The organism is Paraburkholderia tagetis, assembly GCF_022213065.1.
Taxonomy (GTDB): Bacteria; Pseudomonadota; Gammaproteobacteria; order Burkholderiales; family Burkholderiaceae; genus Paraburkholderia; species Paraburkholderia tagetis.
In genome coordinates this window covers 45269-72146 of the sequence record NZ_JAKLJA010000037.1, presented here as the reverse complement: position 1 = coordinate 72146, position 26878 = coordinate 45269, and the positions used below count along the sequence as shown (strand labels likewise).

The window sequence follows — 26878 nt, the reverse complement described above, 5'->3', positions numbered from 1 at the left end:
TGTCTGAGGCTCATGGTGTCTTTTACGTTCCAGGGCATGATTGGATCCGGGCGTTGGACTGCCCGAAAGTGTCAACCATGTCCTCGTACACCTGTCAGCTATGTCTCCAGTCTGTACACAGCCGCAAAGAAAAGTAGGCAAAAGAAAGCCGCTCAAACCGCTAGTGTTACGCCGTCCACCTCGTGCCCATCATCGGAGCGGTTCCGGAGCGTCTGCCACCACGCGCCGTACAACAGAGTGACTAAGGGCTCATTCCTCCGGCGGCGCTACGCGCGCCGTGGGGCATAACCCAAAACCGGTGGGGCGCATGCACATTCGCTTACCCACGCAGTACTCATGGTTTCCCTTGCATACCCGACCGCTGCGCGCGTAGCGAGCAGCGGGATGAATGACTCCTTTGTCACTACCGTTGAAGGTGCGGGGTGACGGATGCCCCGGAACCACTTCGATCACAGGCAAGAGGTGTACGGCGTCACACTGGCGGTTTGAGCCGCTTTCTTTTGCCTACTTTTCTTTGCGGCTGCAAAGAAAAGTAGGTGCCGCCCCGCACAGGGGCAACGCTGGCATACCGACATGAATACAAGGAAACGCGACAAAAAAGGAAACCCAAAAAAGCAAACTACCGGAAATCCACACGCGCAAACGTTTGCGCTGCTCGCTCGGATTCACGATTTACATCACCAAACCAAGAGAACTCATGCCGGAGCGCAGGCACATGAATTAAGTCTGTTCATCAATTCGTCATATATAAGCGTCGATAATGCCCCCCGAATAAATTGGCCTCTCGTGCCATGAGTCGCGCAGTCATAGCGCGTCCGGTGCGAAAGAGGCTCGGGGATTTCGACATGACCATTCGCCACCGCATCACGCTACTCATCGTGCTGATGTTCGTCGCGTTGTCCGCCATTGGCGGCTACGCGGTCTATCAGACGCGCCTCAGCGCCACCGACGTCCATCAGGTCACACAAGGCGTCGTACCGAGCGCACTGGCCTCGGCCGATCTCGTTTCGCTCGTGAAAGACGTGCAGCTCGCGACCATGACGCTCGTCTACGCGCCCGACGCGACCACGTCCCAACTGGCGCAGGACGAACTCAGGAAGAAGCAGGCCGCGTTGCGCGCCGCGCTCGACGTTCAGCGTCAGGCCGCTGCGGGCCACGCGCAGGAGGGGCTCGTCGCGCAAGCGCGGGAAAGCCTCGCGAACTATTTCAACGCCATCGAAGAAACGGTGAACATGACGGCGGCGGGCAAGAACGCGCTCGCGCAGGCCTATCTCTTCGCGAACGTCGCGCAGTATCGCGACGAGCTCGAAGGTATCGTCACGACGATGCGCGTGGAGAAGAACCGCCAGAAGGACGCGGCCATCACGGCGCTCAACGGCACGCTCGACACCACCACGAGCGCCATTGGGGGCGTGACGGGCGGTGCAATGCTGCTGCTCACGCTGATCGGCACGCTGCTGTATCGCCAGATCACGCGGCCGCTTTCGCGCATGCAGGAAATGATGAGCGAGATTGCGTCGAGCCAGGACTTCACGCGCCGCGTGCCGGTCGGCCGCATGGACGAGATCGGTCACTCGATCGTCGCGTTCAACGGCATGATCGAGAAGATCCAGCACAACTCCGCGCAGCTCGCGCGCAAGACCGCCGACATTCAGGCGATGTTGCAGAACATGCAGCAAGGCATTCTCACGGTCGTGGAAGGCGCGATCGTGCACGACGAGTATTCGGCCTGGCTCGAAGCGATCTTCGAGACCAGCGAGATTGCGGGGCGTCCGCTCATGGATCTCGTGTTCTCGCACACGGAACTGGACGCCGATACGCTCGCGCAGATCGATGCCGCCGTGCACGCCTGCCTCGGCGAAGATGACGTGAATTTCGCGTTCAACCAGCACCTGCTCGTGAACGAGATTACGCACACTCTGCCCGATGGCCGCGAGAAGGTGCTCGACCTGAGCTGGTCCGCGATCACCGATGAACACGATGTGGTGGTGCGCCTGATGTTGTGCGTGCGCGACGTGACCGAGCTGCGCGAACTGGCGGCGGAGGCGGGCGAGCAGAAGCGCCGGTTGCAGATGATCGGCGAGATTCTCGCGGTGAGCGAGGAGAAGTTTCATCGCTTCGTGGAAAGCTCGAAGGGCTTTATCCACGAGAACGAGCGCATCATTCGCCAGCACGATTGTGCGGACATGGATGCCGTCGCCGCGCTGTTTCGCAATATGCACACGGTGAAGGGCAATGCGCGCACGTATAGCCTCCAGCATCTCACGGGCGTCGTGCACGAAGTGGAGCAGCGCTACGACGCGCTGCGCCGCGAGGATGCGAATCACACCTGGGATCAGCAGGCGCTGATCGACGACTTGCAGCGTGTGCGCGAAGCGGTCGATCACTATGCGACGCTCAACGACGTGAGCCTCGGGCGCGGTGCGCGCGTTCAAGGCGGGGTGGCCGGCGAGGTTGCGGGTGGAATCGGGCGCGAGCAGATCGATGCGAGCCTGCGCCTGCTCGATCACGCGAATGACCATGACCTCGCTTCGCTGCGCGCGATGCGCACGGAACTGCGGCGCGTGCTGGGCGGCATCGGCACCGAAAGCGTGGAAGAGGCGCTTGCCGGGGTACTCGCATCGCTGCCTTCGTTGGCGCAGGAGCTGGGCAAGGTTGCGCCGCATGTGCGCATCGACGATGGCGGCTACCGGTTGCGCAGCGATGCAGCGGGCACCGTGAACGATGTCTTCACGCATTTGCTGCGCAATTCGCTCGATCATGGCATCGAGATGCCGGCGCAGCGCCGCGCACAGGGCAAGGACGAGGCGGGGTGCATCGGCATCGAATTGAGCGTGGCCGACGGCATGCTGCGCATCGCGCTCGCCGACGATGGCCGGGGTCTCGCGCTCGCACGTATTCGCGCCGTCGCGGTCGAGCGCGGCTGGCTGGGCGCCCAGGAAAAGGCCCGTGACGAGATGGTCGCCGCATTTATTTTCCACGCGGGCTTTTCCACGGCGCACAGCGTGACCGAGGTATCGGGGCGCGGTGTGGGCATGGATGCCGTCCGGGACTTTCTGGCGCGCAAGGGCGGCCGCATCGAGCTGCGCTTTACCGACAACCGGCAAGGCGCCGATTATCGGCACTTCGAAACAATTGTGGACTTACCGCTGGCATTCGCCGTCGCATGCGCCAGCGAGCGTGCTGCGTCGCAAGAAAGCGCGCTGGCGCAATAGCGGGGGATGCTGTGGTGGTTTTATTTCCGTATTTGATGGGCGCGGCGGCAGGCGTCGCGGTGGCGGCGCTATGCGCAGTCGGGCTCAGTCGTCGCTCGCGCGCGCATTGGCGCGACGCGGAACGGTCGCTGCGCGCGCAGCATGACGACGCCCTCGCGCAGGCCGAGGCGCGCGTGCTGGCGGAGCGGGAGCGCGCCGCGCTGGAGCATGAGCCGCTGGCCGCGCAGATCGAGTCGCTGCGCGCGGACCTTGCGCAACGCAAGTGGGTGAACGAAGCGATGGAATCGGCGCTCGCGACCGAACGCGCGCACAGCGCCGAAGCGTTGCAGCGCGCCGAACGCATCGCGGCGGAGGCGGCGCGTCTGAAGCAGATGTCGATGGTGTTCGAGCGCTGGCACGAGCAAATGATCTCGTTGATGGCGCAAAACCGCGACATGCACGAGAAGAACCAGGTGCTCTCGTCGATCGTGAGCCATGTGCTGATCGTGTCGCTCAATGCGTCCATCGAAGCGGCGCGTGCGGGCGCGGCGGGCCGCGGCTTTTCGATTGTCGCGAGCGAGGTGCGCACGCTCGCCACGCGCTCGCAGGAGCTTTCGAAGAGCTATCGCGACAGCCTGCACCGCAACGACCTCGTCACGACCGCGACGTTCCAGGACATTCAGGCGGGCGGCAAGATGATCGCGGCTGCGCTCGCGAGCGTGGAGTCGCTCACACAACAACTGCACGTGCAACTTCAGGAAGCGCATGACGGGGTGCCCGCATGATCGGCCCGCAGGCGCAGGACAGCTTCGAGCGAATCCTTTTTGCAGCGGCGCGCACGCGCCTCGTGACCGATCCCCAGCATGCGTGCGAGATCGCGTCCGCGCCGGACGATAGCGCGGAGGGCGAGCATGCGGTGCTCCTCACCATCTCGTCGATGCAGTTTCGTCTGCTGCTTCTTTTGCATATCAAGGATGACGAAGCAACGCGCGCGTATTACCTGGGTGAAGCGGAAGGCGTATTGGCGGATGCGTTCATGGAGTTCGGCAATCTGTGCTGCGGCGCGATGAACCAGCATCTGCTCGAGTATTTTCCCGATCTGGGGATGTCCACGCCGTATGCGCTCGACAGCCAGTGTTTGCACTATCTGCGTGAATTGAAGCCGGATTATCTGAAGTCGTACGCGCTCACGATCGACGGCGCCGTGCGGCTGGGGGCGACACTGTGCATCTGCACAAGTTCGCCGCTCGATTTCGTGGCCGATCAGTTGACCGAGGCGCAGGAAAGCACGGGCGAGCTCGAACTGTTTTGACGGTATCGGTACAAAGCGACACACAGCGCGACACACAGCGCGCCGCTCACGGCGCGCAAGGAAAAAACAACATGGCAAAGATTTTGGTAGTGGACGATTCGGGCACGGTGCGCGACGAAGTCGCGGGGTTCCTGCGCAAGAACGGTCTGGACGTGGATACGGCGGTGGACGGCAAGGATGGCCTCGCGAAGCTGCGCGCGAATCCGGGCGTGAAGCTCGTGGTGAGCGACGTGAACATGCCGAACATGGACGGCCTCACGATGGTCGAGAAGATCCGCGGCGAACTGGGGAACGCGGCGGTCAACGTCGTGATGCTCACGACTGAAAGCAGCCCCGCCATGAAGGAGCGCGGCAAGGCGGCCGGCGTGCGCGGCTGGATCGTCAAGCCGTTCAAGGGCGACGCGGTGCTGGAGACGTTCCGCAAGCTGGCGGGCTGAAGGCCCGCCTGGCGAGCGCCAATCACGCCACGCGCGTTTCTGCCTTCGTCGGGCTCAATGCAGGGCTCGATGCGGGGCTCAATGCGGGGCTCAATGCGGGACTCAACAGCACCGGAATCGACTTCGAGGTGGGCGTGCCTGCGCCATCGGCAACCGACGAAAGCGGCACGAGCGGATTCGTCTCCGGATAGTAGGCGCCCAGGCACCCGCGCGGAATGTCGTACTCCACGAGCAGGAAGTCCTCGACGTGGCGCTCCACGCCGTCGTCCCATACGCTCGTGATGTCCACGCGCTGGCCTGGCTCGTAGCCGAGCATCGCGATGTCCTCGCGGTTCGCGAACAGCACGCGGCGCTGGCCATAGACGCCGCGATAGCGGTCGTCGAGACCATAGATCGTGGTGTTGTACTGGTCGTGCGAGCGCGTGGTCATCAGCGTCATCAATTGCTGGCCGTGCGCTGCGCGTGCGCGATGAATGGGCGTGTCGAGCGCAATCGCGTGCACCACGAATTGCGCCTTGCCGCTTTCCGTCATCCAGACGCGATCGCGCGAGGCCACGCCCAGATGGAAGCCGCCGGGCTGCTTCAGGCGCTCGTTGTAGTTCTCGAAGCCGTCGAGCACTTTTTCGATGCCGTCGCGGATCTTCGAATAATCGGCGGCAAGCCCGAGCCAATCCACCTTTTCGCTGCCGAGCGTGGCGTGCGCCATGCGCGCGACGATGGCGATTTCCGAAAGCAGGTTCTGCGAAGCCGGCCGGTTCATGCCGTATGAGATGTGCACCATGCTCATCGAGTCTTCCACGCTCACGCCTTGCGGCACGCCGTTCTGCATGTCGATCTCAGTGCGCCCGAGCGTGGGCAGAATGAGCGCGTCCTTGCCGTGCACCAGGTGGCTGCGATTGAGCTTGGTGGTCACATGCACCGTGAGCGCGCACGAGCGCATGGCTTCCCACGTGCGCGGCGTGTCGGGCGTGGCGATCGAGAAGTTGCCGCCGAGACCGATGAACACCTTCACGCGGCCTTCGAGCATCGCGTGAATCGTTTCGACCACGTCGTAGCCGTGCTCGCGCGGCGGCTCGAAATCGTAGGCCTTGCCAAGACGATCGAGGAACGCCTGGGTGGGTTTCTCCTCGATGCCCACCGTGCGGTCGCCCTGCACATTCGAATGGCCGCGCACGGGGCACAGGCCCGCGCCGGGACGCCCGATATTCCCGCGCATCATCATGAGGTTCGAAAGCAGTTGCACGGTCGCGAGCGAGTTCTTGTGCTGCGTGATGCCCATGCCCCAGGTCGCGATGACGGCCTTGCCCTTCGTGTAGATATCCGCGAGCTTGAGCACCTCTTCGAGCGGCACGCCCGCTTCGGCGACGATGGTGTCCCACGACTCGGCGCGCAGGTCGGCCGCGAAGGACTCGAAGCCCACCGTATGCTCCGCGAGGAAATCCACGTCGAGCACGCGTTCCGCGCCGGCTTCGCGCGCAGCATCGTCGAGTTCGAGCGTGCGCTTGGCCACGCCCTTGATGAGCGCGAAGTCGCCGCCCACGCGCGGGCGGATGAACACCGAGCTGATTTGCACGCCTGAGGGCGAGAGCATGTCGAGCGTGTGCTGCGGGCTCGCGAAGCGCTCGAGGCCGCGCTCCTTGAGCGGGTTGATCGAGACGATGGTCGCGCCACGCTTCGCGCAATCGCGCAGCTCGCCGAGCATGCGCGGGTGATTGGTGGCGGGATTCTGGCCGAAGATCAGCAGCGTGTCGGCGTGCTCGAAGTCGTCGAGCGTGACCGTGCCCTTGCCGATGCCCACCGTGCCCGGCAGGCCGCGGCTGGTGGCTTCGTGGCACATGTTCGAGCAGTCGGGGAAGTTGTTGGTGCCGTACATGCGCACGAACAGCTGATAGAGGAACGCGGCTTCGTTGCTCGCGCGGCCCGAGGTGTAGAAGGCCGCGCGGTTCGCGTCGTCGAGCGCGTTGAGGTGCCTGGCGACGAGCCGGAACGCATCGTCCCAGGCGATCGGTACGTAGCGGTCCGCCTGCGCGTCGTACACGAGCGGATCGGTCAGGCGGCCGTGCTGCTCGAGTTCGTAATCGGACTGCGTCATCAGCTCGGTCACGGTGTGCTCCGCGAAGAACTGCGGCGTCACGCGCTTGCTGGTGGCCTCTGCGGCCACGGCTTTCACGCCGTTCTCGCAGAACTCGAAGGTGGAGGCGTGCTCGCGGTCGGGCCATGCGCAGCCGGGGCAGTCGAAGCCGTTGGGCTGATTTTGCTTGAGCAGCGTCCGGTAGTTGCCGCCCGTCACTTTCTCCTTGATGAGGTTGATGGCGACTTGCTTGAGCGCTCCCCAGCCGGCGGCGGGATGGTGGTAGGGCTCGATGCGGGGTTGCGGCTTTTTCATGTTGCGTTCGGATCTGATCAGGCAAGGCCGGTGCGGGTGCACAGCCCGATGTGCAAAGACTACTGTGTTCCTGCATGCCCGGTGATCACAGAAAAACCAAAAGGCAAGGGGTACAGTTGCGGCGTTTTGACATAGACTCACGGGATTGCCCGCTTTGCTTTGGCCGCCGCCCGTGACCGCTCCGCCGACTGTGCCCCGCTACGAACAACTCGCCGACGACATGGAGGCCGCGGTGCGGCGCGGCGTGTTTGCTGCGGGCGAGCGGGTTCCCTCGGTGCGGCGTGCGAGTGTTCAGCATGGCGTGAGCATCAAGACCGTGGTGCACGCCTATGCGCTGCTGGAGAGCCGGGGCGTGATCGAGTCGCGGCCGCAGTCGGGGTTCTTCGTGAAGGCGCGGCCCGTGCAGCGCGACGGGCCGGATTCACGCGAGGATCTGGTGGCTCGGGCGGCTCAGGCGGCTCGGGGCACAAAGCCGCGCCGCGCGGGCGCGGCGAAAGTGCCGATGGGGTCCGTGCCCAACGCAGTGCCCGCGCCGGTGGACGTGAGCCGCCTCGTGCTTTCCACCTTGCGCAGCATCGTCGCGCAGGACGCGGTGCCGCTCGGCTCGCCGTATCCGGATCCGGCGCTGTTTCCGTGGCGGCGCATCAACCAGTACGCGAATGCGATTGCGCGGCGCCATGCGAGCTGGAACCTGATCGACGACCTGCCGCCCGGCAACCCCGAACTGATTCGCCAGATTGCGCGCCGCTACGCGGAGAACGGCGCCGACGTGGATCCCGAGGAAATCGTCATCACGGTGGGCGCGACCGAGGCCATCAACCTGAGTTTGCAAGCGGTGGCGAAGCCGGGCGACACGGTGGCGGTCGAGTCGCCCACTTACTACGCGATGCTGCACGCGATCGAGCGTCTCGGCATGCGCGCGATTGAAGTGAGCACGCATCCCGATACCGGCATCGACCTCGATGCGCTCGAGCGCGTGCTCGCGCGCAAGAAGGTGGCCGCGTGCATGGTGATGCCGAATTTCCAGAATCCGCTGGGCTTTCGCATGCCCGAGGCGCACATGAAGCGGCTCGTGGCGCTGGCCGAGGCGCACGACCTGCCCGTGATCGAGAACGACGTCTATCAGGAGCTGTACTTCGGGCCGACGCGGCCATCGTCGCTCAAGCAGTTCGACACGCGCGGGCTCGTGCTGCATTGCGCGTCGTTTTCAAAAAGTCTTTCGGCATCCTACCGGATTGGCTGGGCGCTGCCGGGACGCTATCGTGCGCAGGTCGAGAAGCTCAAGTTCCTCAATACGCTCACGACGCCTTCGGTGCCGCAGGTCGCGCTCGCCGACTATCTGCGCCACGACGGCTACGACCGCCACCTGCGCCGGTTGCGCCGCTTCTATCGTCAGCAGGCGCGGCTCATGCGTGCGATGATCGAGCGGTTCTTTCCCGCCGGCACGCGCACGTCCGACCCGCAGGGCGGCTACGTGCTATGGGTCGAGCTGCCGCCGCGCGTGGATTCGATGCGGCTTTATCGCGCCGCGCTCGCGCAGGGCATTACGATTGGGCCGGGCTACATGTTTTCGATGCGCAACGATTTCCACCATTACATCCGCCTGAACTACAGCTATCCGTGGACCGAGCAGACCGAGGCGGCGTTGAAGACGCTCGGCGAGCTGGCCGCGAAAATGGCATGAGGAGACACACGATGAACGACCAAGCCGAAGGAAGCGGCGACACGAACGGTGACGCAAGCGGCGACACAAGCGGCGACACAAGCGGAGACACAAGCGGAGACACAAGCGGAGACACAAGCGGCGACGAAATCGATCCGGCGCTGGTGGCGATACTCGAGCAACTCTGGCGCGCGCAATGCGAAACGCCGGGGCGCGCATGGTCGCTCGCGAAGCTCTCGAAGCAGGCGGGCGTGCCGATGAGCGGCCTGCGCCGCCATCTCACCGGCCTCGTGGACAGCGGTCTCGCGGTGGCGACGCTCGCCGAGGACGGCACTGGCAGCGCGAGTTTGTCCGAAGACGGCCGGGCGTTTTGCGCGGAAGTCTTCGGCGAGCCCGCGCCGTGACGCAGCCGGCTCAGGCAGATTTGCCCGCGCGGCTTTAAGCTACTGCACCGAATCCATTCGCCCTCGCTGGCGCAATCGCCATGGACTATATCGACACCCTGCGGATCTTCCGTTCCGTGGTCGAGGCGCGCAACTTCACGCGCGCCGCGGACATGCACGGGATCGCCACGCCCGTGGTTTCGCGTGCGATCGCGCGGCTGGAAAAGCGCCTCGGCAGCCGGCTCTTTCATCGCACCACGCGCGCGGTCTCGCTCACCGAAGCCGCCGAGCGTTTCTACAACGGCTGCTGCCGCGTGCTCGACGACCTGGACGCGCTGGAGGCGGGCGCCACCGAGCAGACGCGCGAGGCCAGCGGCGTGCTGCGCCTCGTCGCGCACACCACGGCCACGGTGAACCGGCTCGTGCCGCTCATCGCCAGCTTCAAGCGCGCGCATCCGTTGGTGACGCTCGACGTGATGCTGACCGAGCGCCCCGTCGATCTGGTCGCGGACGGCTACGACCTCGGGATCGTGCTGCCGTTCATGCTCAATAACGAGGCCACGGTGACGAAGCTGCTCGAACGCATTCCACTGGCGCTCGTCACCACACCCGCGTACCTTGCGGCAACCTCGACGCCGCAGCATCCAGCAGAGCTCGAATCGCACCGGTTCGTGCCGATGCCGCCTTCGCTGCGCAAGCCCTCGCTCACGTTCCACGCGGGCGGGGAGGAGGTGACCGTGCGCCTGAAATACGACATCGCCTCGAACAATCCCGACTTCAACCGCGCGATGGTGCTGGATGGATTCGGCATCGGCATTTTGCCGCTTGCGCTCGTGCAGCGCGAACTGGAGACGGGGCGGCTCGTCACGCTGCTCGACGATTTTCCCATCGTCGATGCGCAGATCGAGATCCGCCTCGCCTATGCGTCGCGCACGCTGCTGCCCGCGAAAGTGCGGGCTTTCATCGACCACGCCACCGCGTTCTTTGGCGACCCGGCGCCGACGGCTCGGCAAGGCGATTGACGGCCTGAAGGCCCAGGCTGAGAGGGTTGCTTACACGCGCACTCAAGCACTCACGCGCGATGCCGCACGCCATTGCGCGGGCGTCATCCCCACGTGGCGCTTGAAACTGCGCTGAAACGCGGCATCGGACTGATAGCCCACGAATTCGCCTATCTCGGCCACCGGCTGGCTGCCCTGCGCAAGCAGGCGGCCCGCGAGCGTCATGCGGATATCGGTGAGCACGTCGGTGGCGCTGCGCCCGATCGCTTCATCGAAATGACGCACAAACGTCGCGCGCGACATATGGCACAGCGCGGCAAGCTCGGGCAGCGTCCAGGGCTTGCCGGGCGCGTCGAACATGGCGTCGATGGCGGGTTGCAGGCGCGGCTGCTGCGCGAGGGCGAGCAGGCCCCGCGGCGGCGCATCGGCGCGGCTCGCGTAGCGCAGCGTCAGCGCGAAGAGCGCCCCCGAAAGATGATTGACGAGCGACTCGCTGCCGGGCTGCGCGTCGAGCGCCTCGTCGCGCAGCAGCGCGATCAGGCGCACCAGGCGCTCGGGCGGGTCGCCGCCGGCGCCCGCGCTGTGCACCACGAGCCGCGCGGGCAGATGCTCGCGCAGCAGGCGCTGCGGCACGGCGGGCAGCAGGAAGCGGCCGCAGAGCACATCGGCGGAAGGGTGCCCGGCAAGGTTCGTTTCGACCGTGAGGCCCAGCTCGAAGCGCGTTTCGATGGCGGCCGGCGGCGCGCCGCTGCCGTCGTGCAGCAAGTGGGGCGCGCCCGAGGGAAACAGCACGATGTCGCCCGCATGCAGGGCCGTGGGTGCGCCGTGCGCATCCTCGACGATGGCCGTGCCGCTCAGCAGCACGTGATAGCGGATCTCGCGCGCGCCTGCGGCGGGCTCGTCGATGCGCCACGGCGCGCCGAAATGGCAGCGCACGTCGAGGCGGCCCGCGACGGGCATGAGCGTCAGAAGGCGGCTGAGGATGTCCATGGGCGGCGGCTGGGCGGCATGAGACGAATGAGCATGAAGTCGCGCCATTCTGGCATTAAATGCCTGGGGCCGCGTGGCTACACTGGCTTCATGCCATCGACGATGGCTGTGCAACACAGCGAGTCCGACGCAGTTGGCTTCACGCAGTTGGCTTCACGCAGTTGGCTTCATTCAGTCAGTCCAGTTCAACTTGAGGAGTCTGTCATGTCCCGTCTTTCCGCCATTCGCCCCGAAGCCGCCACCGGCGCCGCCGCCGAAATCTTCGCGAAGATCCGCAAGGCCGTCGGCAAGGTGCCCAACGCTTACGCCACCATCGGCACGCATAGTCCCGAAGCGCTTGGCGCGATGCTGGCCGTCGATGCCGTGCTGGCCGGCGGCTCGCTCGCGAAGCCCGACATCGAAACCATCAAGCTCGCGGTGAGCGAAGTGGCGGGCTGCGATTACTGTGTCGCTGCACACACGCTGGCGGGCAAGTTCGCGGGTCTCGCACCCGAAGCGATGAAGCAGATCCGCGCGGGCGAGGCCACTGGCGAAGCGAAGCGCGACGCGCTGGTGCATTTCGTGCGCGTGCTGGTGCGCACGCATGGCACGGTGGCCGAAGCCGAGGTGAATGCGATTCGCGAGGCAGGCTATACCGAGCGCCAGATCGTGGAGATCGCGCTGGCCATCGCGTCGATCACGTTCACGAATCTGGTGAACCGCATCAACGACACGACGCTCGATTTCCCGGCCGTGGCGTAACGGCGTGCGCGCGTCGCGTCGCGGCACGCACGCCACTGCCGCGCCGCAAGCGCAAAGGCACACTCTCGCAAACACCAGCGTTCCGATCCGGCGCGAAAATGGCATGATGAGGTTTCCTGATTTCGACGCATAGCCGCCGGATTTTCATGAAACGACATCGTCCGCCTTTGCCGAATTTCATGCGCGATCCATCGCATCCCGCGTGGCGCGATCTCGCGCTCGCATCGCTGCCGATCGCGCTGTTTTGCATTGCCGTCGTGGCAATCTTCGTGTGGCTCGTCGATCCATCGCCGCCGCGCACCATCACCATCAGCGCGGGGCCGCGCGACAGCTCGTTCATGCAGATGGCCGAGGCTTATAGCAAGATCCTCGCGCGCAACGGCGTGAAGCTCAAAATCCTCGAGTCGGACGGCTCGGTTCAGAACCTGCAACGCCTGCTCGATCCCAAGTCGAAGGTCGAACTCGCCTTCGTGCAAGGCGGTGTGGCCGACGGGCTCGACACGCGCTCGCTCGTCTCGCTCGGCAGCGTGGCGTATCTGCCCATCGTCGTGTTCTATCGCGGCTCGGGGCTCACCCAGCTTTCCGCGCTCGAGGGCCGGCGCATCGCCATCGGCCGCGTGGGCAGCGGCACGCGCGAGCTCTCGCTGCGGCTGCTGGATGCGAACGGCATGGACCCGGGCGGCGACTCCACCTTCCTGCCGCTCGACGGCATGGAGGCCGCCACCGCGCTGGTCTCGAACCGCGTGGACGCGGCCATGCTGAGCGGCGACTCCACCACGCGCGAACTCATGCAGCGCCTGCTCGGCATACCCGGCATTTCAGTAATGAGCTTCGACGAATCGGCGGCCTATACGCGGCTCTTTCCGTATCTCGAGAGCATCGACCTGCCGCCCGGCGTGCTCGACCTGCGCCGCCGCATACCGCCGAAGACCGTGAATCTGATCGGGCCGACCGTGGAGATCGTTGCGCGCAATACGTTGCATCCGGCGATCTCCGATCTCATCGTCGAAGCCGCGGGCGAGGTCAACGGCGTGCCCGGGCTGTTGCAGCGCGCCGGTGAGTTTCCGAGCCCCGTCGCGCACGATTTCCGCATCAGCGAAGACGCCACGCGCTATTACAAGTCGGGCAAGAGCTTTCTCTATCGCACACTGCCGTTCTGGCTCGCGAGCATGACCGACCGTCTGCTCGTGCTGCTGCTGCCGCTTGCCGTACTGGTTTTTCCGGCGCTGCGGGCGATTCCCGCGCTGTATCGCTGGCGCGTGCGTTCGCGCATTTATCGCTATTACGGGGCGCTCATTGCAATCGAGCGCGACGCGCTCAAGCATTCGAGCGAGGACGAGCGGCGCGTGCTCATTGCGGAACTCGACGAGATCGAGCGCTCGCTCAATACGCTGCGCATGCCGCTCGCCTATGCCGATGCCTTCTATGTGCTGCGCGAGCATGTGGGTTTTGTGCGTATGCACCTTGCACCAGGACCCAAGCAGCCGGAAGGTGCAGGACATTGAATGAAAAGGCGAATTCCATGTCGTGCGGATTATTTCGAAATCCGGTTTATTCAATGTAATTGATGCATTTCCATAAACGGATGATTTTTAACGAAATCTCTGTTGACACCTTCAGTCACGCCCCTTTATTTTTCACGCTAGCGCGTTTCAATACGTCGCATCAAATCGCGGTGTCTCTCTATTAAAGTTTCAGACCGCACCGCACCGCAGGCGCCCTTTACGGTGTCCTGAAAGAACCATCCGCAACGAGGAGGAACGATTCGTGAAATCGTCCGGTGTACGCCAGCGTGCTGCCTGGCTCATGTGCGCCGCGCTCGCGGCCGCACCGCTTTTTGTCGGCCCGACCGGGCCTGCCGCCGCCATTGCTCAAAGCGCTGCGCATTTGTCGAACCAGCAACTCGACTCGCTCACGGCGCCCATCGCGCTCTATCCCGACGCGCTGCTCGCGCAGGTGCTCATGGCCGCTACGTTCCCACAGGACGTGCAGGCCGCCGCAGCGTGGTCGAAGGCCAATCCGAACCTCAAGGGCGACGACGCCGTGAAGGCCGTCGCTTCCCAGCCGTGGGACCCGAGCGTGCAGTCGCTCGTGGCCTTCCCGCAGGTGCTGGCCACCATGGATTCCAAGCCCGACTGGGTTTCGCAGATCGGCAATGCCTTTCTCGCGCAGCCCGGCGACGTCATGGACTCCGTGCAGCGTTTGCGCGCGCAGGCGCAGAAGGCTGGCAATCTCAAGACCACCGAACAGCAGAAGGTGATCGTGCAGCCGGCAACGAGCACGTCGACCACGCAAACGATCGTGATCGAGCCGGCCAATCCGCAGGTGGTGTACGTGCCCACGTATAACCCGACCGTGGTGTATGGCGCATGGCCGTATCCCGCCTATCCGCCCGTGTACATGCCGCCGCCTCCGGGCTATGCGATCGCCACGGGCTTCGTGAGCGGGCTTGCGTTCGGCGCGGGCATCGCGGTGGCGAACTCGCTGTGGGGCGGCTTCGGCTGGGGCTCGCACGACGTCAACATCAACGTGAACCGCTACAACAACATCAACGTCAATAATCGCATCAACACGAACCACAGCACGACAAACTGGAATCGCAACGCCAACGTCGAGCGCCGTAACCAGAACTTCAACGGGCAGCACCTCAACAACGCGAACCTCAACGGCCAGCACAACTCGTTCCGCGGCTACGACCAGTCGCGCTCGCAGGCCATGCAGACCTTGCAGAACCGCACCGGCCAGAACCTGGGCGGCAACGCGAGCGAGCGTCTTCACGATATTCAGCAGGGCGGCAACCGGCCCAACGCGAATGGCCTGCAGAACGGCAATCGCGGCAACGGGCCGAACGATCGCGCGCAAAACCTCAACCATGGCAACGAATTGAACAACCGCGGCCAGAACCTCAATCGACCGAACGATCTCGGCAATCGCGCGCAGAGCGCCAATCGCGACAACGCGCTGCGCGGAGCCGGCGACGGCAACGCGGCGCGCGCCGACATGCAGCGCGGCCAGCAAAGCCGCGCGGCGTTCCAGAACCGGGGCGGCGGCGGCTTTGGCGGCGGTGGCTTCGGCGGGGCGGGCGGCGATGCGCATCCCTCCTTTGGCGGCGGTGGCGGTGGCCGACTGGGCGGTGGCGGCCACTTTGGTCGTCGTTGAATCTCTATAGGAGTCTTGCGATGATCCGCAAACACGCACGCCGTCTGTCGCAACACGCATCGCGCGACACGAGGCCTGCCGGGCTCGCCCGGCTCACCGCGGCAGTGGCGTTCGCGCTGTTCGCCGCGCCCGCACTGCTGGCCGTACCCGGCGCAGGCGTGGCTTCGGCGCAGGCCGTTTATGCCACGCCCGACGCCGCGGCCGACGCGTTTACCGACGCGCTTGCCACCAACGACCACGATGCGATGAAGCACGTGCTCGGCAACGATTTCCAGCACTTCATCCCCACCAGGGACATCGGCGAGGAAGACATCTACGACTTCCTCGGCGCGTGGTCGAAGGGCCATCAGATCGTGCCCGACGCCAAGCCCGTGGCGGGCAAGGCAAGCGCACACCTGGCCGTGGGCGACAGCGGCTGGACGCTGCCCATCCCGCTCGTGCAGAGCGCCAGCGGCTGGCGTTTCGATCCGCGCGAGGGCGCAAGCGAACTGCTCACGCGGCGTATCGGCCGCAACGAGCGCGCGGCCATGCTCAGCTCGCTCGCCTATGTCGACGCGCAGAACGACTACCGCAAGCTCACGCAGCACTATGCGCAGCGGCTCGTGAGCACGCCCGGCACGCATGACGGCCTCTACTGGCCCGTCGAGCCCGGCGAGGCCGAGAGCCCGCTCGGCCCGCTTGCCGAAGCCATGCCGCATAACGCGAAAGTCACGCCGCAGGAGGGATATCACGGCTACCACTTCCGCATTCTCACGGCGCAGGGCGCACATGCGAATGGCGGTGCGCGCGGCTACATGGAGAACGGCCAACTGGCCAACGGCTTCGCACTCGTGGCGTGGCCTGCGCAATATGGCAAGACGGGCGTGATGAGTTTCATCATCAGCCAGGACGGCAAGCTCTATCAGAAGGACCTCGGGCCCAACGGTGCACGCACGGCCGCCGCGCTCAAGAGCTTCAATCCCGATTCGTCCTGGCAGTCCACCACGCCTTGAGTGGCTTGGGCACGTGAGTGTGTCGCCGGTCGGTGCGGGCAGAGTTGGCTCGCATCGACCGGGTACGCGATTTGCTGCACTCCTCCACGCACCCTCAATTGTGTGGAGATAACGACATGCAACGACGCAACTTCATGCTTTCGGCGGCCGTCGCGCTTGCCTCCGGCGGTTTCGCGCTCGCGGGCTGCACCACTACGCCGGGAAATTCCTCGAACGCAGCGACCAACCTGACGAAGCGCCGCTCGATCGACGCGAGCGTCGATGGCGCCATGGCAAAACTGTATTCCACCGTGAAAGGTTCGCATGAACTCGTCGCGAAGTCGCGCGGCGTGCTCGTGTTCCCGTCCGTGTTGCAGGCAGGCTTCATCGTCGGTGCCCAGTACGGCGAGGGCGCACTGCGCGTGGGCGGCGGCACGACCGGCTACTACAGCACGGTCTCGGGCTCGCTCGGCCTGCAGGCGGGCGCCCAGTCGAAGGCCATCATCTTCTGCTTCATGACCGAGGACGCGCTCAACAAATTCCGTAGCACGGACGGCTGGGCCGCGGGCGCCGATGCTTCGGTCGCGCTTGTCACGGTGGGCGCGAACGGCGCCGTCGACACCAACACGGCCACGCATCCGGTCGAAGTGTTCGTCATGACCAACGCGGGCCTGATGGCCGACGTCTCGCTCGCGGGCACCAAGGTCACGCGCCTGCAAATCTAAGGCGCCAGGCCAGGGCCGGCGCGCTCGCGCCGGATCCTGTGAAAAAGGCAAGGCGCAAGGCCTTGCCTGTCTCCTGTCGCGCGCCGAAATTCAGATGGACTTCCCCGGAGCGCTCTCCTTAACCTGAGGTTATACCCCTCGCGCAATTCGCAATTGAGTTCCTGTTTTTGCCTGGAGAGACTGCCGTCATGGGTCGCAGGGGCGGCCAGGCCAAAACGAGAACAAGACGAACGAGAACATCGGGATATGCGAATTTGTGTGCTGGGCGGCGGTGTGATCGGTGTGACGACCGCATATTTTCTCGCCCGCGACGGACATCAGGTGACGCTGGTCGAGCGTCATGCGGACGTGGCGCAGGAGACCAGCCACGCCAATGGCGGCCAACTGAGCTACAGCTATGTGGCGCCGCTCGCGGATCCTTCGGTGCTGCCGAAGCTGCCGCAATGGCTTTTCTCGCGCGAGGCCGCGCTGCGTTTCGTGCCGCGTCTGGACCCGCGCCAATGGCGCTGGTGCGTCGCGTTCCTGCGTGCCTGCACGCGCGCCCGCAGCCGTGCGACCACGGCGGAGCTGCTCGGTCTAGGCTTTCTGAGCCAGCGGCTCATGCACGAGATTGTCGCGCGCGAGGCGCTCGCGTTCGACTACGTGCGCAACGGCAAGCTCGTGGTATATCGCCGTCGCGATGCCTTCGAGGGCGCGCGCAATCAGGCAGGCTATCAGGCGCAACTCGGCTGCGAGCAGCACGCGCTCGACGGCGCGGCGTGCGTCGCGCTAGAGCCGGCGCTCGCGCACATCGGCGGCGAGATTGCGGGCGGTATTCATACCCCGGGCGAAGAGGCGGGCGATTGCGACAGCTTCACGCGCGGTCTTGCGCGCGCGGCGCAACGCGATGGCGTGGATTTGCGTCTCGCCACGGAATTCTCCGGACTCCGTACGAAAGGCCTGTGCGTGCAGGCGGCGGTGACCTCGGCGGGCGACATCGAAGCCGATGCGTTCGTGGTGTGCCTGGGTTTTCAGAGCCAGCCGATGCTGGCCTCGCTTGGCGTGAGCGTGCCTGTGTATCCACTCAAGGGTTACAGTCTCACGCTGCCCAATGCGAGCGCGCTGGGCGCGCCGCGCGTCTCGGTCACGGATGCGCATCACAAGGTCGTGTACGCACCGCTTGGCAAGCGCCTGCGCATTGCGGGCATGGTCGATCTCACGGGCATGAGCGCGCACGCGGATAACGAGCGCATTGCGTTGCTCGCGCGCCAGGCACGCGAAACGTTTCCCGAGGCCGGCGACTACGGCGCAATCCAGACGTGGACCGGCATGCGTCCGGCCACGCCGGACAGCAAGCCGCTGATTGGCGCCACGCGTTTTCGGAATCTGTGGATGAACACGGGGCACGGCGCGCTGGGCTTCACGCTGGCGTGCGGGAGCGCGCAACTGATGGCCGACTTGCTCGCGGAGCGCGAACTGTCGCTCGATGGCGATGCATTCGCGCCCGGCCGCTGACGCACGGCGCTCAGCAGGCATCCAGGCATCACGAACCACGCATTCATTGCGAGGCAACATCTTTACTTTGACGAGTTGGGAGAAGAGCACGATGAACCAAACCAGACTGTTCGCGGCGATGGCGCTGGCATTCACGACGCTCGCGGGCGTCGCCTATGCGGATGAACTCACAGGCACACTCAAGAAGGTTCACGACAGCGGCGTGATCGTGCTCGGCACGCGCGAGTCGTCGATTCCGTTCTCGTACTACGACCAGAACCAGAACGTGGTCGGCTATTCGCAGGAAATCGCGCTGAAGATCGTCGATGCGCTCAAGCAGAAGACCAATATGCCGAACCTGAAGGTGAAGACGGTTCCGATCACCTCGCAGAACCGTATTCCACTCGTGCAGAACGGCACCATCGACATCGAATGCGGCTCGACCACGAACACGTTCGAACGCCAGAATCAGGCGGCGTTTTCCAACAGCATCTTTCTTTATGGCATTCGCTTCATCACGCGCAAGGATTCGGGTGTGAAGGACTTTCCCGATCTCGCGGGCAAGACCGTCGTGACCACGGCGGGCACGTCGGACGAGCGCCTGCTGCGCAAGATGAATGAAGAAAAGCGCATGAACATGACGATCATCAGCGCGAAGGACCACGCCGAATCGTTCCTCAACGTGACGACGGGGCGCGCGGTGGCGTTCGTCATGGACGAGCCGCTGCTCTATGGCGAGCGCGCGAAGACGAAGAAGCCGAACGATTATGTCGTGACGGGCACGCCGCCCATTTCGGAGAACTACGCGTGCATGTTCCGTCGCGACGATCCGCAATTCAAGGCGCTCGTGGACGACACGGTGGCGAAGATGGAGACCTCGGGCGAAATGGCCAGGCTCTACACGAAGTGGTTCACGCAGCCGATTCCGCCCAATGGCATGAACCTCGACTATCCGCTTTCGCAGCAGATGAAGGACCTGTTCGCGCATCCGAACGACAAGGCGCTCGATTGATAGAGTGATGCGCGCCTGAAAACCGCGGTTGAAAACCGCAGTTGAAAACGAATGCCAAAAAGAAAATGACGCAGTCCCGTGAGGGAGTGCGTCATTTTCATTGCGTGGCGCGGAACTGCGGGCACACACGGTACAGCATATTCGTTGGTAGGCTCGATTGGATTCGAACCAACGACCCCCACCATGTCAAGGTGGTGCTCTAACCAACTGAGCTACGAGCCTGTTGAGAGCGCGAATTATAGAGACACTCCCGCAGGCTTGCAAGCGCTTTTCGCAAATTGTTGAAAACGGGCGCCGCCCTGACGAGCGGCGTACACTGACTGGACCCTACGGCGCGCCATGCCACCTGGCGTGGCGTCAAGGCGCGGCTGCCTGGCCGGGATGTTCAACCGCATTCATCAGGGCCGTCATGAAGAAACTCGTCAATCATCCGTCCGACGTCGTGCGCGAAATGCTCGAAGGCATCGCGCTGCAGGCACCGAACGTCGTCATCCTCGGCGAGGAAAACGTGCTCATTCGCCGGGACATTCCCGAGTCCCATGCACGCCCGGTCGCGCTGATCTCGGGCGGCGGCAGCGGCCACGAGCCCGCGCACGGCGGCTATGTGGGCGCGGGCATGCTGAGCGCGGCCGTGTGCGGCGAGGTCTTCACGTCGCCGCCCACCGACGCGGTGCTCGCGGCCATTCGTGCGACGGCGGGCTCACGGGGCGCGCTGCTCATCGTCAAGAACTACACCGGCGACCGGCTCAACTTCGGTCTCGCTGCCGAACTGGCGCGTGCCGAAGGCATTCCCGTGGAAGTCGTGACCGTCGCCGACGACGTCGCGCTGCGCGGCCATGCTGAGCGCCATCAGCGGCGCGGCATAGCCGGCACAGTGCTGATCCACAAGATCGCGGGCGCGGCTGCCGCGCGTGGGGCGACGCTCGAAGTGGTGGCGGCGATCGCGCGCGATGCGGCGGCCAATCTCGGCACGATGGGCGTCGCGCTCGACGGCTGCACGCTGCCGGGCGTGGGGACGTCCAGCTTCAGCCTCGCCGACGACGAAATCGAAATCGGGCTCGGCATTCATGGCGAAAAAGGCGTAGAGCGCAGCGCGCTGCTACCGGCCAACGACCTCACCGAAGCGCTGCTCGTCAATATCCTCGACGACCTCGCCATCACGCGCGGCGAACGCGTCGTGCTGATGGTCAACGGCCTCGGCGCCACGCCGCAGATGGAGCTCGATATCGTGCTGCGTGCGGCTATTGCGAGCCTGCGCTGCCGCGAAGTGCGCGTGGAGCGGGCATGGGCGGGCACGTTCCTTTCGGCGCTGAACATGCCGGGCTGCTCGATCTCGTTGATGCGGGTGGACGACGGCAAGCTCGCCTTGCTCGATGCGCAGACCGATACGCATGCCTGGCCCGGCAAGGGCTGCGTGAACCCGACCATCCGTCTCGACACCTCGGGCGTCAATCATGAGGAGTCCGTAGCACCGTCACTGGATGCGGCGCGCGCGGCATGGGCGGCGAGGCTCAAGGCGGCGCTCGACGCGGTCGCGCTAGCGCTGACCGAGAACGAAGCGCGCCTGACCGAGCTCGATGCGCTCGCGGGCGATGGCGATCTCGGCGCCAGCATGCGGCGCGCCGCCGACGCGGTGGCCGCTACGCCGGTTCATGTGCTCGGCACGGCGCCGCAGGCGCTGGCGTCGCTCGGCGCGAGCATGCGCCGGGCCATTGCGGGCAGCTCGGGGCCGTTCTATGCCGCGGCGCTCTTGCGCGCGTCGCGTCATCTCGCGGATACGCCGGAGCCCGCACCGCAAGAGTGGGCGCAGGCGTTTCGCGGTGCAATCGAGGCGATCAGCGAATTGGGTGGCGCGAAGGCCGGCGACCGCACCATGCTGGACGCGCTGATTCCTGCGCTGGATGCGTTTGAAGAAGCGCTGAAGCACGGCCAGACGTCGCAGCGCGCCTGGGCGGCCGCGGTGGCCGCCGCCGAGCACGGCGCGCAGGCCACGGCGCATATGCATCCGCGCGTGGGCCGCGCGAGCTATCTGGGCGAGCGGGCGATCGGCTCACCCGATGCGGGCGCGGTGGCGGTGGTGTGCTGGCTTGCGGCGCTGCGCCCTCATGTGGGGGCGTGATGGATTTTGGGGTGGGTATGAATATCAAGTTCATGGCCCGAGCGCCGGTCCTGGGTGCCGCTGCTATAAAATCCCGGTCAAGTCATTGAGGACGGGCGCTCTGGTCGCCCGGTCGAGCGGCACGCCTGTCCGGGCGTTGCGCCAGTTTGTTGTGTCATAGGGTTCCCCCATTTGCCGCGACGTCGGCACTGGCTGTCAGCAAGGCAGCCGGTGCGTCCTCTTGCGCAATGTCGTTGGCCACCGGCCTTCCGGATGGCCTGGAAACTCGATCACCCTGTCACACTCGTTAAAAAGAAGTCAGAATTTTTATGGATTCGAATCCGCATCGCGGTTCAGAGGGCGCTTCCGGCTCTCGGGACCCGGCACCTGCGCTGCACCGCAGTCTAAAAGCCCGCCACCTGACCATGATTGCCATCGGCGGCTCGATCGGCACCGGTTTGTTCGTCGCCTCGGGGGCCTCCATTTCACAAGCCGGACCCGGCGGCGCCATGGCCGCATACCTGGTGATTGGCTTGATGGTCTACTTCCTGATGACGAGCCTCGGGGAAATGGCCGCGTTCATGCCGGTCTCCGGCTCGTTCGCGACCTACGGCGCGAAATTCGTCGACGAGGGTTTTGGTTTCGCACTGGGCTGGAACTATTGGTACAACTGGGCAGTGACCATTGCCGTCGAACTGGTTGCGTCGCAACTGGTGATGGGTTACTGGTTTCCCCACGTACCCGGAGTCTGGTGGAGCGCCGCTTTTCTCAGCGTGATGTTCCTGCTCAACGCACTTTCCGTTCGCGGTTTCGGCGAGGCCGAATATTGGTTCTCGCTGATCAAGGTGGTCACCGTGGTCGCATTCATCGGCATTGGATTGCTGATGATTATCGGCATTCTGAAGGGCGGTGCGGATCACGTCTGGGGCAACTTCACACTCGATGGCGGACCGTTCACGGGCGGCCTGCCCGCTTTGCTGGGTGTCACCATGATCGCGGGCTTTTCGTTTCAGGGAACTGAACTGATCGGCGTGGCCGCCGGCGAATCGGAAAACCCGGCAAAGAACATTCCCCGCGCGGTACGGCAGGTGTTCTGGCGAATTCTCCTGTTTTACGTGCTCGCCATTTTCGTCATCGGTTTGCTGATTCCGCATACCGACCCGAATCTCCTGAAATCCGATGTGACCGATATTGGCGTCAGCCCGTTCACGCTCGTATTTCGCCGCGCAGGCCTGGCTTTTTCAGCGGGCGTCATGAATGCCGTTATCCTGACCGCCGTGCTGTCGGCAGGCAATTCGGGCATGTATGCCTCCACGCGAATGCTCTATAACCTGGCTATCGAAGGCCGCGCGCCGAGGCTCTTCGGCAAGCTTTCGGCGAGCGGCGTGCCGAGGAATGCGCTTTATGCAACCACGGCAGTGGGCGCGCTGTGCTTTCTTTCGTCGATGTACGGCGACAAGACCGTCTATATGTGGCTGCTCAACACATCAGGAATGACGGGGTTCATCGCATGGCTGGGCATTGCCGCCAGTCATTATCGTTTCCGCAAGGGGTTCGTCGCGCAAGGCTATTCGCTCGATCAACTGCCATACCGGTCGAAGTGGTTTCCCATCGGGCCGATATTCGCCTTCGCGGTCTGTCTCATTGTCATGCTCGGGCAGGACTACCAGGCGTTCACGGCCAATAAAATCGACTGGGTGAGCATGCTGGCCACGTATATCGGCATTCCCTTGTTTGTTGTGATGTGGCTCGGCTACCGGATCGTGAAGAAGAGCCGTTTTATCGAATACACGGAAATGGATATCGAGCCTTACATGGGGCAGGCGCGTGCGCTGGCACAGGCGAACGGCTCGCTAGCGGCGGGAGATTCGCGGGGAGATAAAGAGGTGGTTAGAAGCGGTCACGAAGCGTAAAAGCTGGCGGAGGAGCAACAACCCTCCGCCAGTTTTTTCAACCGGTCTTTCTCAAACAATGCCGGTTGCGTAAAAGACCGCAATCACGAAGAACACGGCCATCGTCTTGATGACCGTGACTGCGAAAATGTCGCGATACGATTCGCGGTGCGTGAGCCCCGTCACCGCGAGCAGCGTGATCACCGCGCCATTGTGCGGAAGCGTGTCCATGCCGCCGCTCGCCATCGCCACTACGCGATGCAGTACATCGAGCGGAATATTCGCGGCCTGCGCGCCCTTGATGAAGACGTCGGACATGGCGGCGAGCGCAATGCTCATGCCGCCCGAAGCGCGGTCCTATCATCGTGTGCGTGGCTCACCGACGCGACATGGCCGAAAAATCACGGGGTGCGATTTCCAGACGGCTCCTGGGTTGGCTGACCGGTTCCAGGACAGTGTAAAATTGCTGCGCCGGTTTCTCCGCAAGCCTTGACGCCTGTCATGGTGAAAATTGCGGGCCGGTTCAGAATCCAAAAGCCACTAGCCTTCGGGGCGGTGGTCAGGTTTGACAGCCTGCAAGTCACAACCCGCTCGCCCGCAAGGGTGGGCGGCTGCCTTTGTTCGTCCACAGGTTTCTACGGGCGGGCCTGGGCGGGGAGGCTTCGGCCTGCCGGTTGGTTGTGACACCGGTCTGTCAACCCTGTTCAGTGCCCGCTCACCCTCCCTTTCTGTTTCTGCGGCGCGGGCGCGTCGACCAGTCCTTTCCGTTAGGCCGTCGTCAGCAAGTGACTTGTTGAGCTGGCAATTCAGGATAACTACAGGATTTTGACAGCATGAGGACAGAAACGAGGTTGAAGGAACTGCATGGTATTGGCACATTCCCGAACGACTACACGCGCGACGACCTGATCCGTTACGTGATGACGCTTGAAGGTCTGGCTTACGAGAGCCAGGGTGTAATTGCTACGCCGAAAGCGCGTCTCCGTGAGCTTGAAAGCGTCAGTGCGTCTTGCCGTTTGTCATCCTGATAGAAGTCTATTCATTCTGAAGCGTGCTGATATCGGCAGGATAAAATTGATTGGGAGATGATTTGAATTCACGTGACCCGGTAGCGCGTCCCGGTATTGACGTTCACCAGTACTACACCCTCAAAGTACTTGGGACATCGAGCGCTGCGCTTGCAGACGTTTACGAGTTCAAGGGGACTCGTGGCATGGGTGTCCCGACGAAGTACGTCATCCAGTTTACGCACCCGCAGCGTGACCTGCCGCGTAGCGACTATATCGGCAAGATCGCCGCGTTCGTTATTCAGCCGCCACGCGCGAGACGCTGGAGTGAACCGGAAGAGGCGCGGCGCATTCATGGCGTGATTACCAGCTTCGCGCAGATCGCCAGCAATCACGATCAGACCATGTATGAGGTGACGCTGGAATCTCGCCTCGCGTTGCTGCGCAATCTGCCGAAAATCCGCTTCTTCTTCGATACAAACGAAGTCGAGGTGATTCAGCAGATTCTCAAGGAAAACGAGTTCAACCAGATTTTTGCGGATTTCCAGTTTGGTTTGTATCGCACTTACCGCAAGCGCCCGATCATTACCCAGTGGAATGAGGATGACGAGGCGTTCATTATGCGTTTGTGCCGACGTGTCGGCATCTGGTTTGTGTGTGACACGGGCAAGCGTTGCGAGAACGTGCGTTTCGGTGACGACTTCACGAAATACAGGCGTGACAACGAGCGTTTCACCGTACCGTACCAGGAGCCGAACGGCCTGCATACGGTGGGCCGTGAGTCCGTGCAGTCGCTCACGATGCGAACGACGATGGTGCCAAAGACGTTCTCCGTGCGCAGTTACAGCCCCGAGCAATCGCACAACCTGACGGTCAGCGGTACGAAACCTATCAAAGACGACAAGACTGTCTATGGTGACGCCTACACCTGGGGACTCGACCTCGATGATGAAGAGGACGCGAAGCGCGAAGCGGAACTGCGGCAGGAGGCGGCGCTTGCGGAACAGGTGGCCTATACCGGCACCTGCGACATGCTGGACATGGTGCCTGGCTGTGTGATCAAACTATCGAATCGTGAACTGCCCGAGGTGAAGTACGGGCTGCTGGTCACGGGCATGACCTGCACGGCTTCTCGCAAGGCAGGTTACAAGGTCGAATTCACCGCGATCCCCAGCGACCGGCAATATCGTATGCCCCTGATGGAGGAAACGTGGCCCCGCGTGGAAGGTGTCGTGACAGGCACGATTGCATCGACAAAGAATTACGTCGGGCCCTACCTGGACGAGCAGGGCCGTTACATCGTCCATATCCACGCAGACCGGGACGCCCGCACGCCGGGGTTGCAAAGCTGTCCGATGCGGCTCGCCAAGCCTTACGGCGGCCAGGGTCGCACGGGTATGCACTTCGGACTGGAGCCGAACACGGTCGTTACCGTGGCCTTTCTGTGGGGCAACGTAGACCGCCCCTACATTTCCCAGGTCCTGCACACGGCCTTGCACGAGGACCCGATTCATGTTGGGTATCCCTGGGCGCAGCGTCACGCGATCCACACGCGCGCCAACAACACGCTCCAGATGGACGATGGCAAGGGTCGCGAGCATATCAAGCTCGCGACCGAGAATGGCAAGTCGCAGCTCAACCTCGGATACGGGGTCAACCGGAAAAACGAGCAGAGAAGTGACGGGGTTGAGCTGCGCACCGACAACCATGCGGCCATCCGTGGCGCAGGTGGCGTGCTGCTGACGGCAGACAGCCAGCCGCAGGCGCAGGGACACCAGACCGACATGCAGCCCGCCAGCAGCCAGTTCAGCCTCACCCAGGCGCAGGCGCAGGAACTGGCGCAGGCGGCTGCAACGGCCAAGGCCGAGGTCGCGGACCTGAAGGCGGAAAACCAGTGGCTCAAGGATGAACTCTCGGGCCTGAAAGAGGCTGTGATTGCGTTGTCGGCTCCGCATGGCATCGGCATGGCAACGCCGGGGCGCATGATGGTCTCGACGACCAAGGATACGAGCTTCGCTACGTCTGCGAGCTTTAACGTCAATGCCTTCCGCCGAATCGTGATGGCGGCGAAGGAGGCCATTTCGCTGTTTACGCAGGCCGGAATCAGCCTGCTGGCGGCGCGCGGCAAGGTGGAGATCCATGCGATCACTGACGGCCTGGACGTGGCTGCGCAGAAGGACGCTTATATCCGCAGCATCGGCGGCAAGGTCGTGATCGAGGCGGAGGACGAACTGCTCCTCAAGTGTGGCGGCTCGTACATCAGCATCAAGCCGCATAACCTCACTAACGCCACGCCGGGAGACTACATCGAACGCGCGGCCTCGTGGGAGAAGGTGGACCCGGACGGCAAGATGACGAAGGCTGCAGTGCCGTATGTCACCGACATTGCCGACCTCGCGCGGCACGGCTCGCGCTTCTCGGGCTGATTGCCCAT

Annotated in this window: 20 protein-coding genes, 1 tRNA gene and 1 pseudogene; 18 read left to right on the top strand and 4 right to left on the bottom strand. The window is 63.9% G+C overall.

All coding sequences use genetic code 11. The features are described 5' to 3' along the window. Positions 1 to 845 precede the first annotated feature (845 nt). The 4 genes from L5014_RS30140 (at position 846) to L5014_RS30125 (ending at position 4943) form a co-directional block, all read left to right on the top strand. Positions 846 to 3215, top strand: a complete 2370-nt coding sequence (locus L5014_RS30140) for a HAMP domain-containing protein (protein ID WP_238467444.1) — start codon at positions 846 to 848, stop codon at positions 3213 to 3215. A gap of 35 nt (positions 3216 to 3250) precedes the next feature. Further along, a complete protein-coding gene (locus L5014_RS30135) occupies positions 3251 to 3979 on the top strand; it encodes a methyl-accepting chemotaxis protein (RefSeq protein WP_238467452.1) in 729 nt (242 codons plus the stop codon). Next, positions 3976 to 4506 carry a hypothetical protein gene (locus L5014_RS30130; RefSeq protein WP_238467443.1) on the top strand — a complete coding sequence of 177 codons (531 nt, stop codon included), beginning with the start codon at positions 3976 to 3978 and terminating at the stop codon, positions 4504 to 4506. Before L5014_RS30135 ends, L5014_RS30130 begins: the two co-directional genes overlap by 4 nt. 71 nt (positions 4507 to 4577) lie before the next feature. Further along, entirely contained in the window at positions 4578 to 4943 is a 366-nt protein-coding gene (locus tag L5014_RS30125) for a response regulator (RefSeq protein WP_238467442.1), read from the top strand. 22 nt (positions 4944 to 4965) lie between these two features. Here the strand turns inward: L5014_RS30125 and L5014_RS30120 are convergent, their stop codons facing one another. Next, the gene (locus L5014_RS30120) at positions 4966 to 7329 is read right to left on the bottom strand and encodes an FdhF/YdeP family oxidoreductase (RefSeq protein ID WP_238467441.1); all 2364 of its coding nucleotides are present in this window, start codon (positions 7327 to 7329) and stop codon (positions 4966 to 4968) included. Between the two features lie 190 nt (positions 7330 to 7519). Here L5014_RS30120 and L5014_RS30115 point away from each other — a divergent pair, with 190 nt between their 5' ends. From L5014_RS30115 to L5014_RS30105, 3 genes are all read left to right on the top strand, one after another. After that, on the top strand, positions 7520 to 9013 hold the full coding sequence (locus L5014_RS30115) for an aminotransferase-like domain-containing protein (RefSeq protein ID WP_238467451.1): 1494 nt from the start codon (positions 7520 to 7522) through the stop codon (positions 9011 to 9013). A 128-nt stretch (positions 9014 to 9141) separates the two neighbouring features. Then, positions 9142 to 9396, top strand: a complete 255-nt coding sequence (locus L5014_RS30110; protein WP_238467450.1) for a helix-turn-helix domain-containing protein — start codon at positions 9142 to 9144, stop codon at positions 9394 to 9396. An 80-nt stretch (positions 9397 to 9476) separates the two neighbouring features. Further along, the gene (locus tag L5014_RS30105) at positions 9477 to 10397 is read left to right on the top strand and encodes a LysR family transcriptional regulator (protein WP_238467440.1); all 921 of its coding nucleotides are present in this window, start codon (positions 9477 to 9479) and stop codon (positions 10395 to 10397) included. Between the two features lie 42 nt (positions 10398 to 10439). Here the strand turns inward: L5014_RS30105 and L5014_RS30100 are convergent, their stop codons facing one another. Continuing rightward, a complete protein-coding gene (locus tag L5014_RS30100) occupies positions 10440 to 11366 on the bottom strand; it encodes an AraC family transcriptional regulator (RefSeq protein ID WP_238467439.1) in 927 nt (308 codons plus the stop codon). Positions 11367 to 11570: 204 nt separating this feature from the next. Between L5014_RS30100 and L5014_RS30095 the strand changes: the two genes are divergently transcribed. The 7 genes from L5014_RS30095 (at position 11571) to L5014_RS30065 (ending at position 19447) form a co-directional block, all read left to right on the top strand. After that, positions 11571 to 12107: a carboxymuconolactone decarboxylase family protein gene (locus L5014_RS30095; RefSeq protein ID WP_238467438.1), complete on the top strand. Its 537-nt coding sequence runs from the start codon at positions 11571 to 11573 to the stop codon at positions 12105 to 12107. Positions 12108 to 12253: 146 nt separating this feature from the next. Next, positions 12254 to 13612: a TAXI family TRAP transporter solute-binding subunit gene (locus L5014_RS30090; protein ID WP_238467437.1), complete on the top strand. Its 1359-nt coding sequence runs from the start codon at positions 12254 to 12256 to the stop codon at positions 13610 to 13612. A 262-nt stretch (positions 13613 to 13874) separates the two neighbouring features. Then, positions 13875 to 15266 carry a DUF3300 domain-containing protein gene (locus L5014_RS30085; RefSeq protein WP_420800164.1) on the top strand — a complete coding sequence of 464 codons (1392 nt, stop codon included), beginning with the start codon at positions 13875 to 13877 and terminating at the stop codon, positions 15264 to 15266. Positions 15267 to 15286: 20 nt separating this feature from the next. Then, on the top strand, positions 15287 to 16258 hold the full coding sequence (locus L5014_RS30080) for a DUF2950 domain-containing protein (protein WP_238467436.1): 972 nt from the start codon (positions 15287 to 15289) through the stop codon (positions 16256 to 16258). Between the two features lie 116 nt (positions 16259 to 16374). After that, positions 16375 to 16962, top strand: coding sequence for a BPSL1445 family SYLF domain-containing lipoprotein (locus tag L5014_RS30075; RefSeq protein WP_238467435.1), 588 nt, complete (start codon positions 16375 to 16377; stop codon positions 16960 to 16962). Positions 16963 to 17142: 180 nt separating this feature from the next. Next, a complete protein-coding gene (locus L5014_RS30070) occupies positions 17143 to 18456 on the top strand; it encodes a D-amino acid dehydrogenase (RefSeq protein ID WP_338019355.1) in 1314 nt (437 codons plus the stop codon). Between the two features lie 91 nt (positions 18457 to 18547). Continuing rightward, positions 18548 to 19447 carry a glutamate/aspartate ABC transporter substrate-binding protein gene (locus tag L5014_RS30065; protein WP_238467433.1) on the top strand — a complete coding sequence of 300 codons (900 nt, stop codon included), beginning with the start codon at positions 18548 to 18550 and terminating at the stop codon, positions 19445 to 19447. A 145-nt stretch (positions 19448 to 19592) separates the two neighbouring features. On the opposite strand, the gene L5014_RS30060 is transcribed toward L5014_RS30065, so the two are convergent. After that, positions 19593 to 19669: transfer RNA gene (locus L5014_RS30060), tRNA-Val, on the bottom strand. 187 nt (positions 19670 to 19856) lie between these two features. Here L5014_RS30060 and L5014_RS30055 point away from each other — a divergent pair. Both L5014_RS30055 and L5014_RS30050 read left to right on the top strand, forming a co-directional pair. Continuing rightward, the gene (locus L5014_RS30055) at positions 19857 to 21566 is read left to right on the top strand and encodes a dihydroxyacetone kinase family protein (RefSeq protein ID WP_238467432.1); all 1710 of its coding nucleotides are present in this window, start codon (positions 19857 to 19859) and stop codon (positions 21564 to 21566) included. A 308-nt stretch (positions 21567 to 21874) separates the two neighbouring features. Continuing rightward, a complete protein-coding gene (locus tag L5014_RS30050; protein ID WP_238467431.1) occupies positions 21875 to 23458 on the top strand; it encodes an amino acid permease in 1584 nt (527 codons plus the stop codon). Between the two features lie 51 nt (positions 23459 to 23509). On the opposite strand, the pseudogene L5014_RS30045 reads toward L5014_RS30050, so the two are convergent. Continuing rightward, positions 23510 to 23788, bottom strand: a pseudogene (locus L5014_RS30045) (GntP family permease); the annotation flags it as partial. A 482-nt stretch (positions 23789 to 24270) separates the two neighbouring features. On the opposite strand from L5014_RS30045, the gene L5014_RS30040 reads away from it, so the two are divergent. Next, on the top strand, positions 24271 to 24465 hold the full coding sequence (locus L5014_RS30040; RefSeq protein ID WP_238467430.1) for a hypothetical protein: 195 nt from the start codon (positions 24271 to 24273) through the stop codon (positions 24463 to 24465). Positions 24466 to 24650: 185 nt separating this feature from the next. After that, on the top strand, positions 24651 to 26870 hold the full coding sequence (locus tag L5014_RS30035; protein ID WP_238467429.1) for a type VI secretion system Vgr family protein: 2220 nt from the start codon (positions 24651 to 24653) through the stop codon (positions 26868 to 26870). The last annotated feature ends 8 nt before the right edge of the window (positions 26871 to 26878 follow it).

Coding starts and splice junctions, on each gene's coding strand:
- L5014_RS30140 (WP_238467444.1), top strand. CDS start 846: ATGACCATTCGCCACCGCATCACGCTACTCATCGTGCTGATGTTCGTC.
- L5014_RS30135 (WP_238467452.1), top strand. CDS start 3,251: ATGGGCGCGGCGGCAGGCGTCGCGGTGGCGGCGCTATGCGCAGTCGGG.
- L5014_RS30130 (WP_238467443.1), top strand. CDS start 3,976: ATGATCGGCCCGCAGGCGCAGGACAGCTTCGAGCGAATCCTTTTTGCA.
- L5014_RS30125 (WP_238467442.1), top strand. CDS start 4,578: ATGGCAAAGATTTTGGTAGTGGACGATTCGGGCACGGTGCGCGACGAA.
- L5014_RS30120 (WP_238467441.1), bottom strand. CDS start 7,329: ATGAAAAAGCCGCAACCCCGCATCGAGCCCTACCACCATCCCGCCGCC.
- L5014_RS30105 (WP_238467440.1), top strand. CDS start 9,477: ATGGACTATATCGACACCCTGCGGATCTTCCGTTCCGTGGTCGAGGCG.
- L5014_RS30100 (WP_238467439.1), bottom strand. CDS start 11,366: ATGGACATCCTCAGCCGCCTTCTGACGCTCATGCCCGTCGCGGGCCGC.
- L5014_RS30095 (WP_238467438.1), top strand. CDS start 11,571: ATGTCCCGTCTTTCCGCCATTCGCCCCGAAGCCGCCACCGGCGCCGCC.
- L5014_RS30090 (WP_238467437.1), top strand. CDS start 12,254: ATGAAACGACATCGTCCGCCTTTGCCGAATTTCATGCGCGATCCATCG.
- L5014_RS30080 (WP_238467436.1), top strand. CDS start 15,287: ATGATCCGCAAACACGCACGCCGTCTGTCGCAACACGCATCGCGCGAC.
- L5014_RS30075 (WP_238467435.1), top strand. CDS start 16,375: ATGCAACGACGCAACTTCATGCTTTCGGCGGCCGTCGCGCTTGCCTCC.
- L5014_RS30065 (WP_238467433.1), top strand. CDS start 18,548: ATGAACCAAACCAGACTGTTCGCGGCGATGGCGCTGGCATTCACGACG.
- L5014_RS30055 (WP_238467432.1), top strand. CDS start 19,857: ATGAAGAAACTCGTCAATCATCCGTCCGACGTCGTGCGCGAAATGCTC.
- L5014_RS30050 (WP_238467431.1), top strand. CDS start 21,875: ATGGATTCGAATCCGCATCGCGGTTCAGAGGGCGCTTCCGGCTCTCGG.
- L5014_RS30040 (WP_238467430.1), top strand. CDS start 24,271: ATGAGGACAGAAACGAGGTTGAAGGAACTGCATGGTATTGGCACATTC.
- L5014_RS30035 (WP_238467429.1), top strand. CDS start 24,651: ATGGGTGTCCCGACGAAGTACGTCATCCAGTTTACGCACCCGCAGCGT.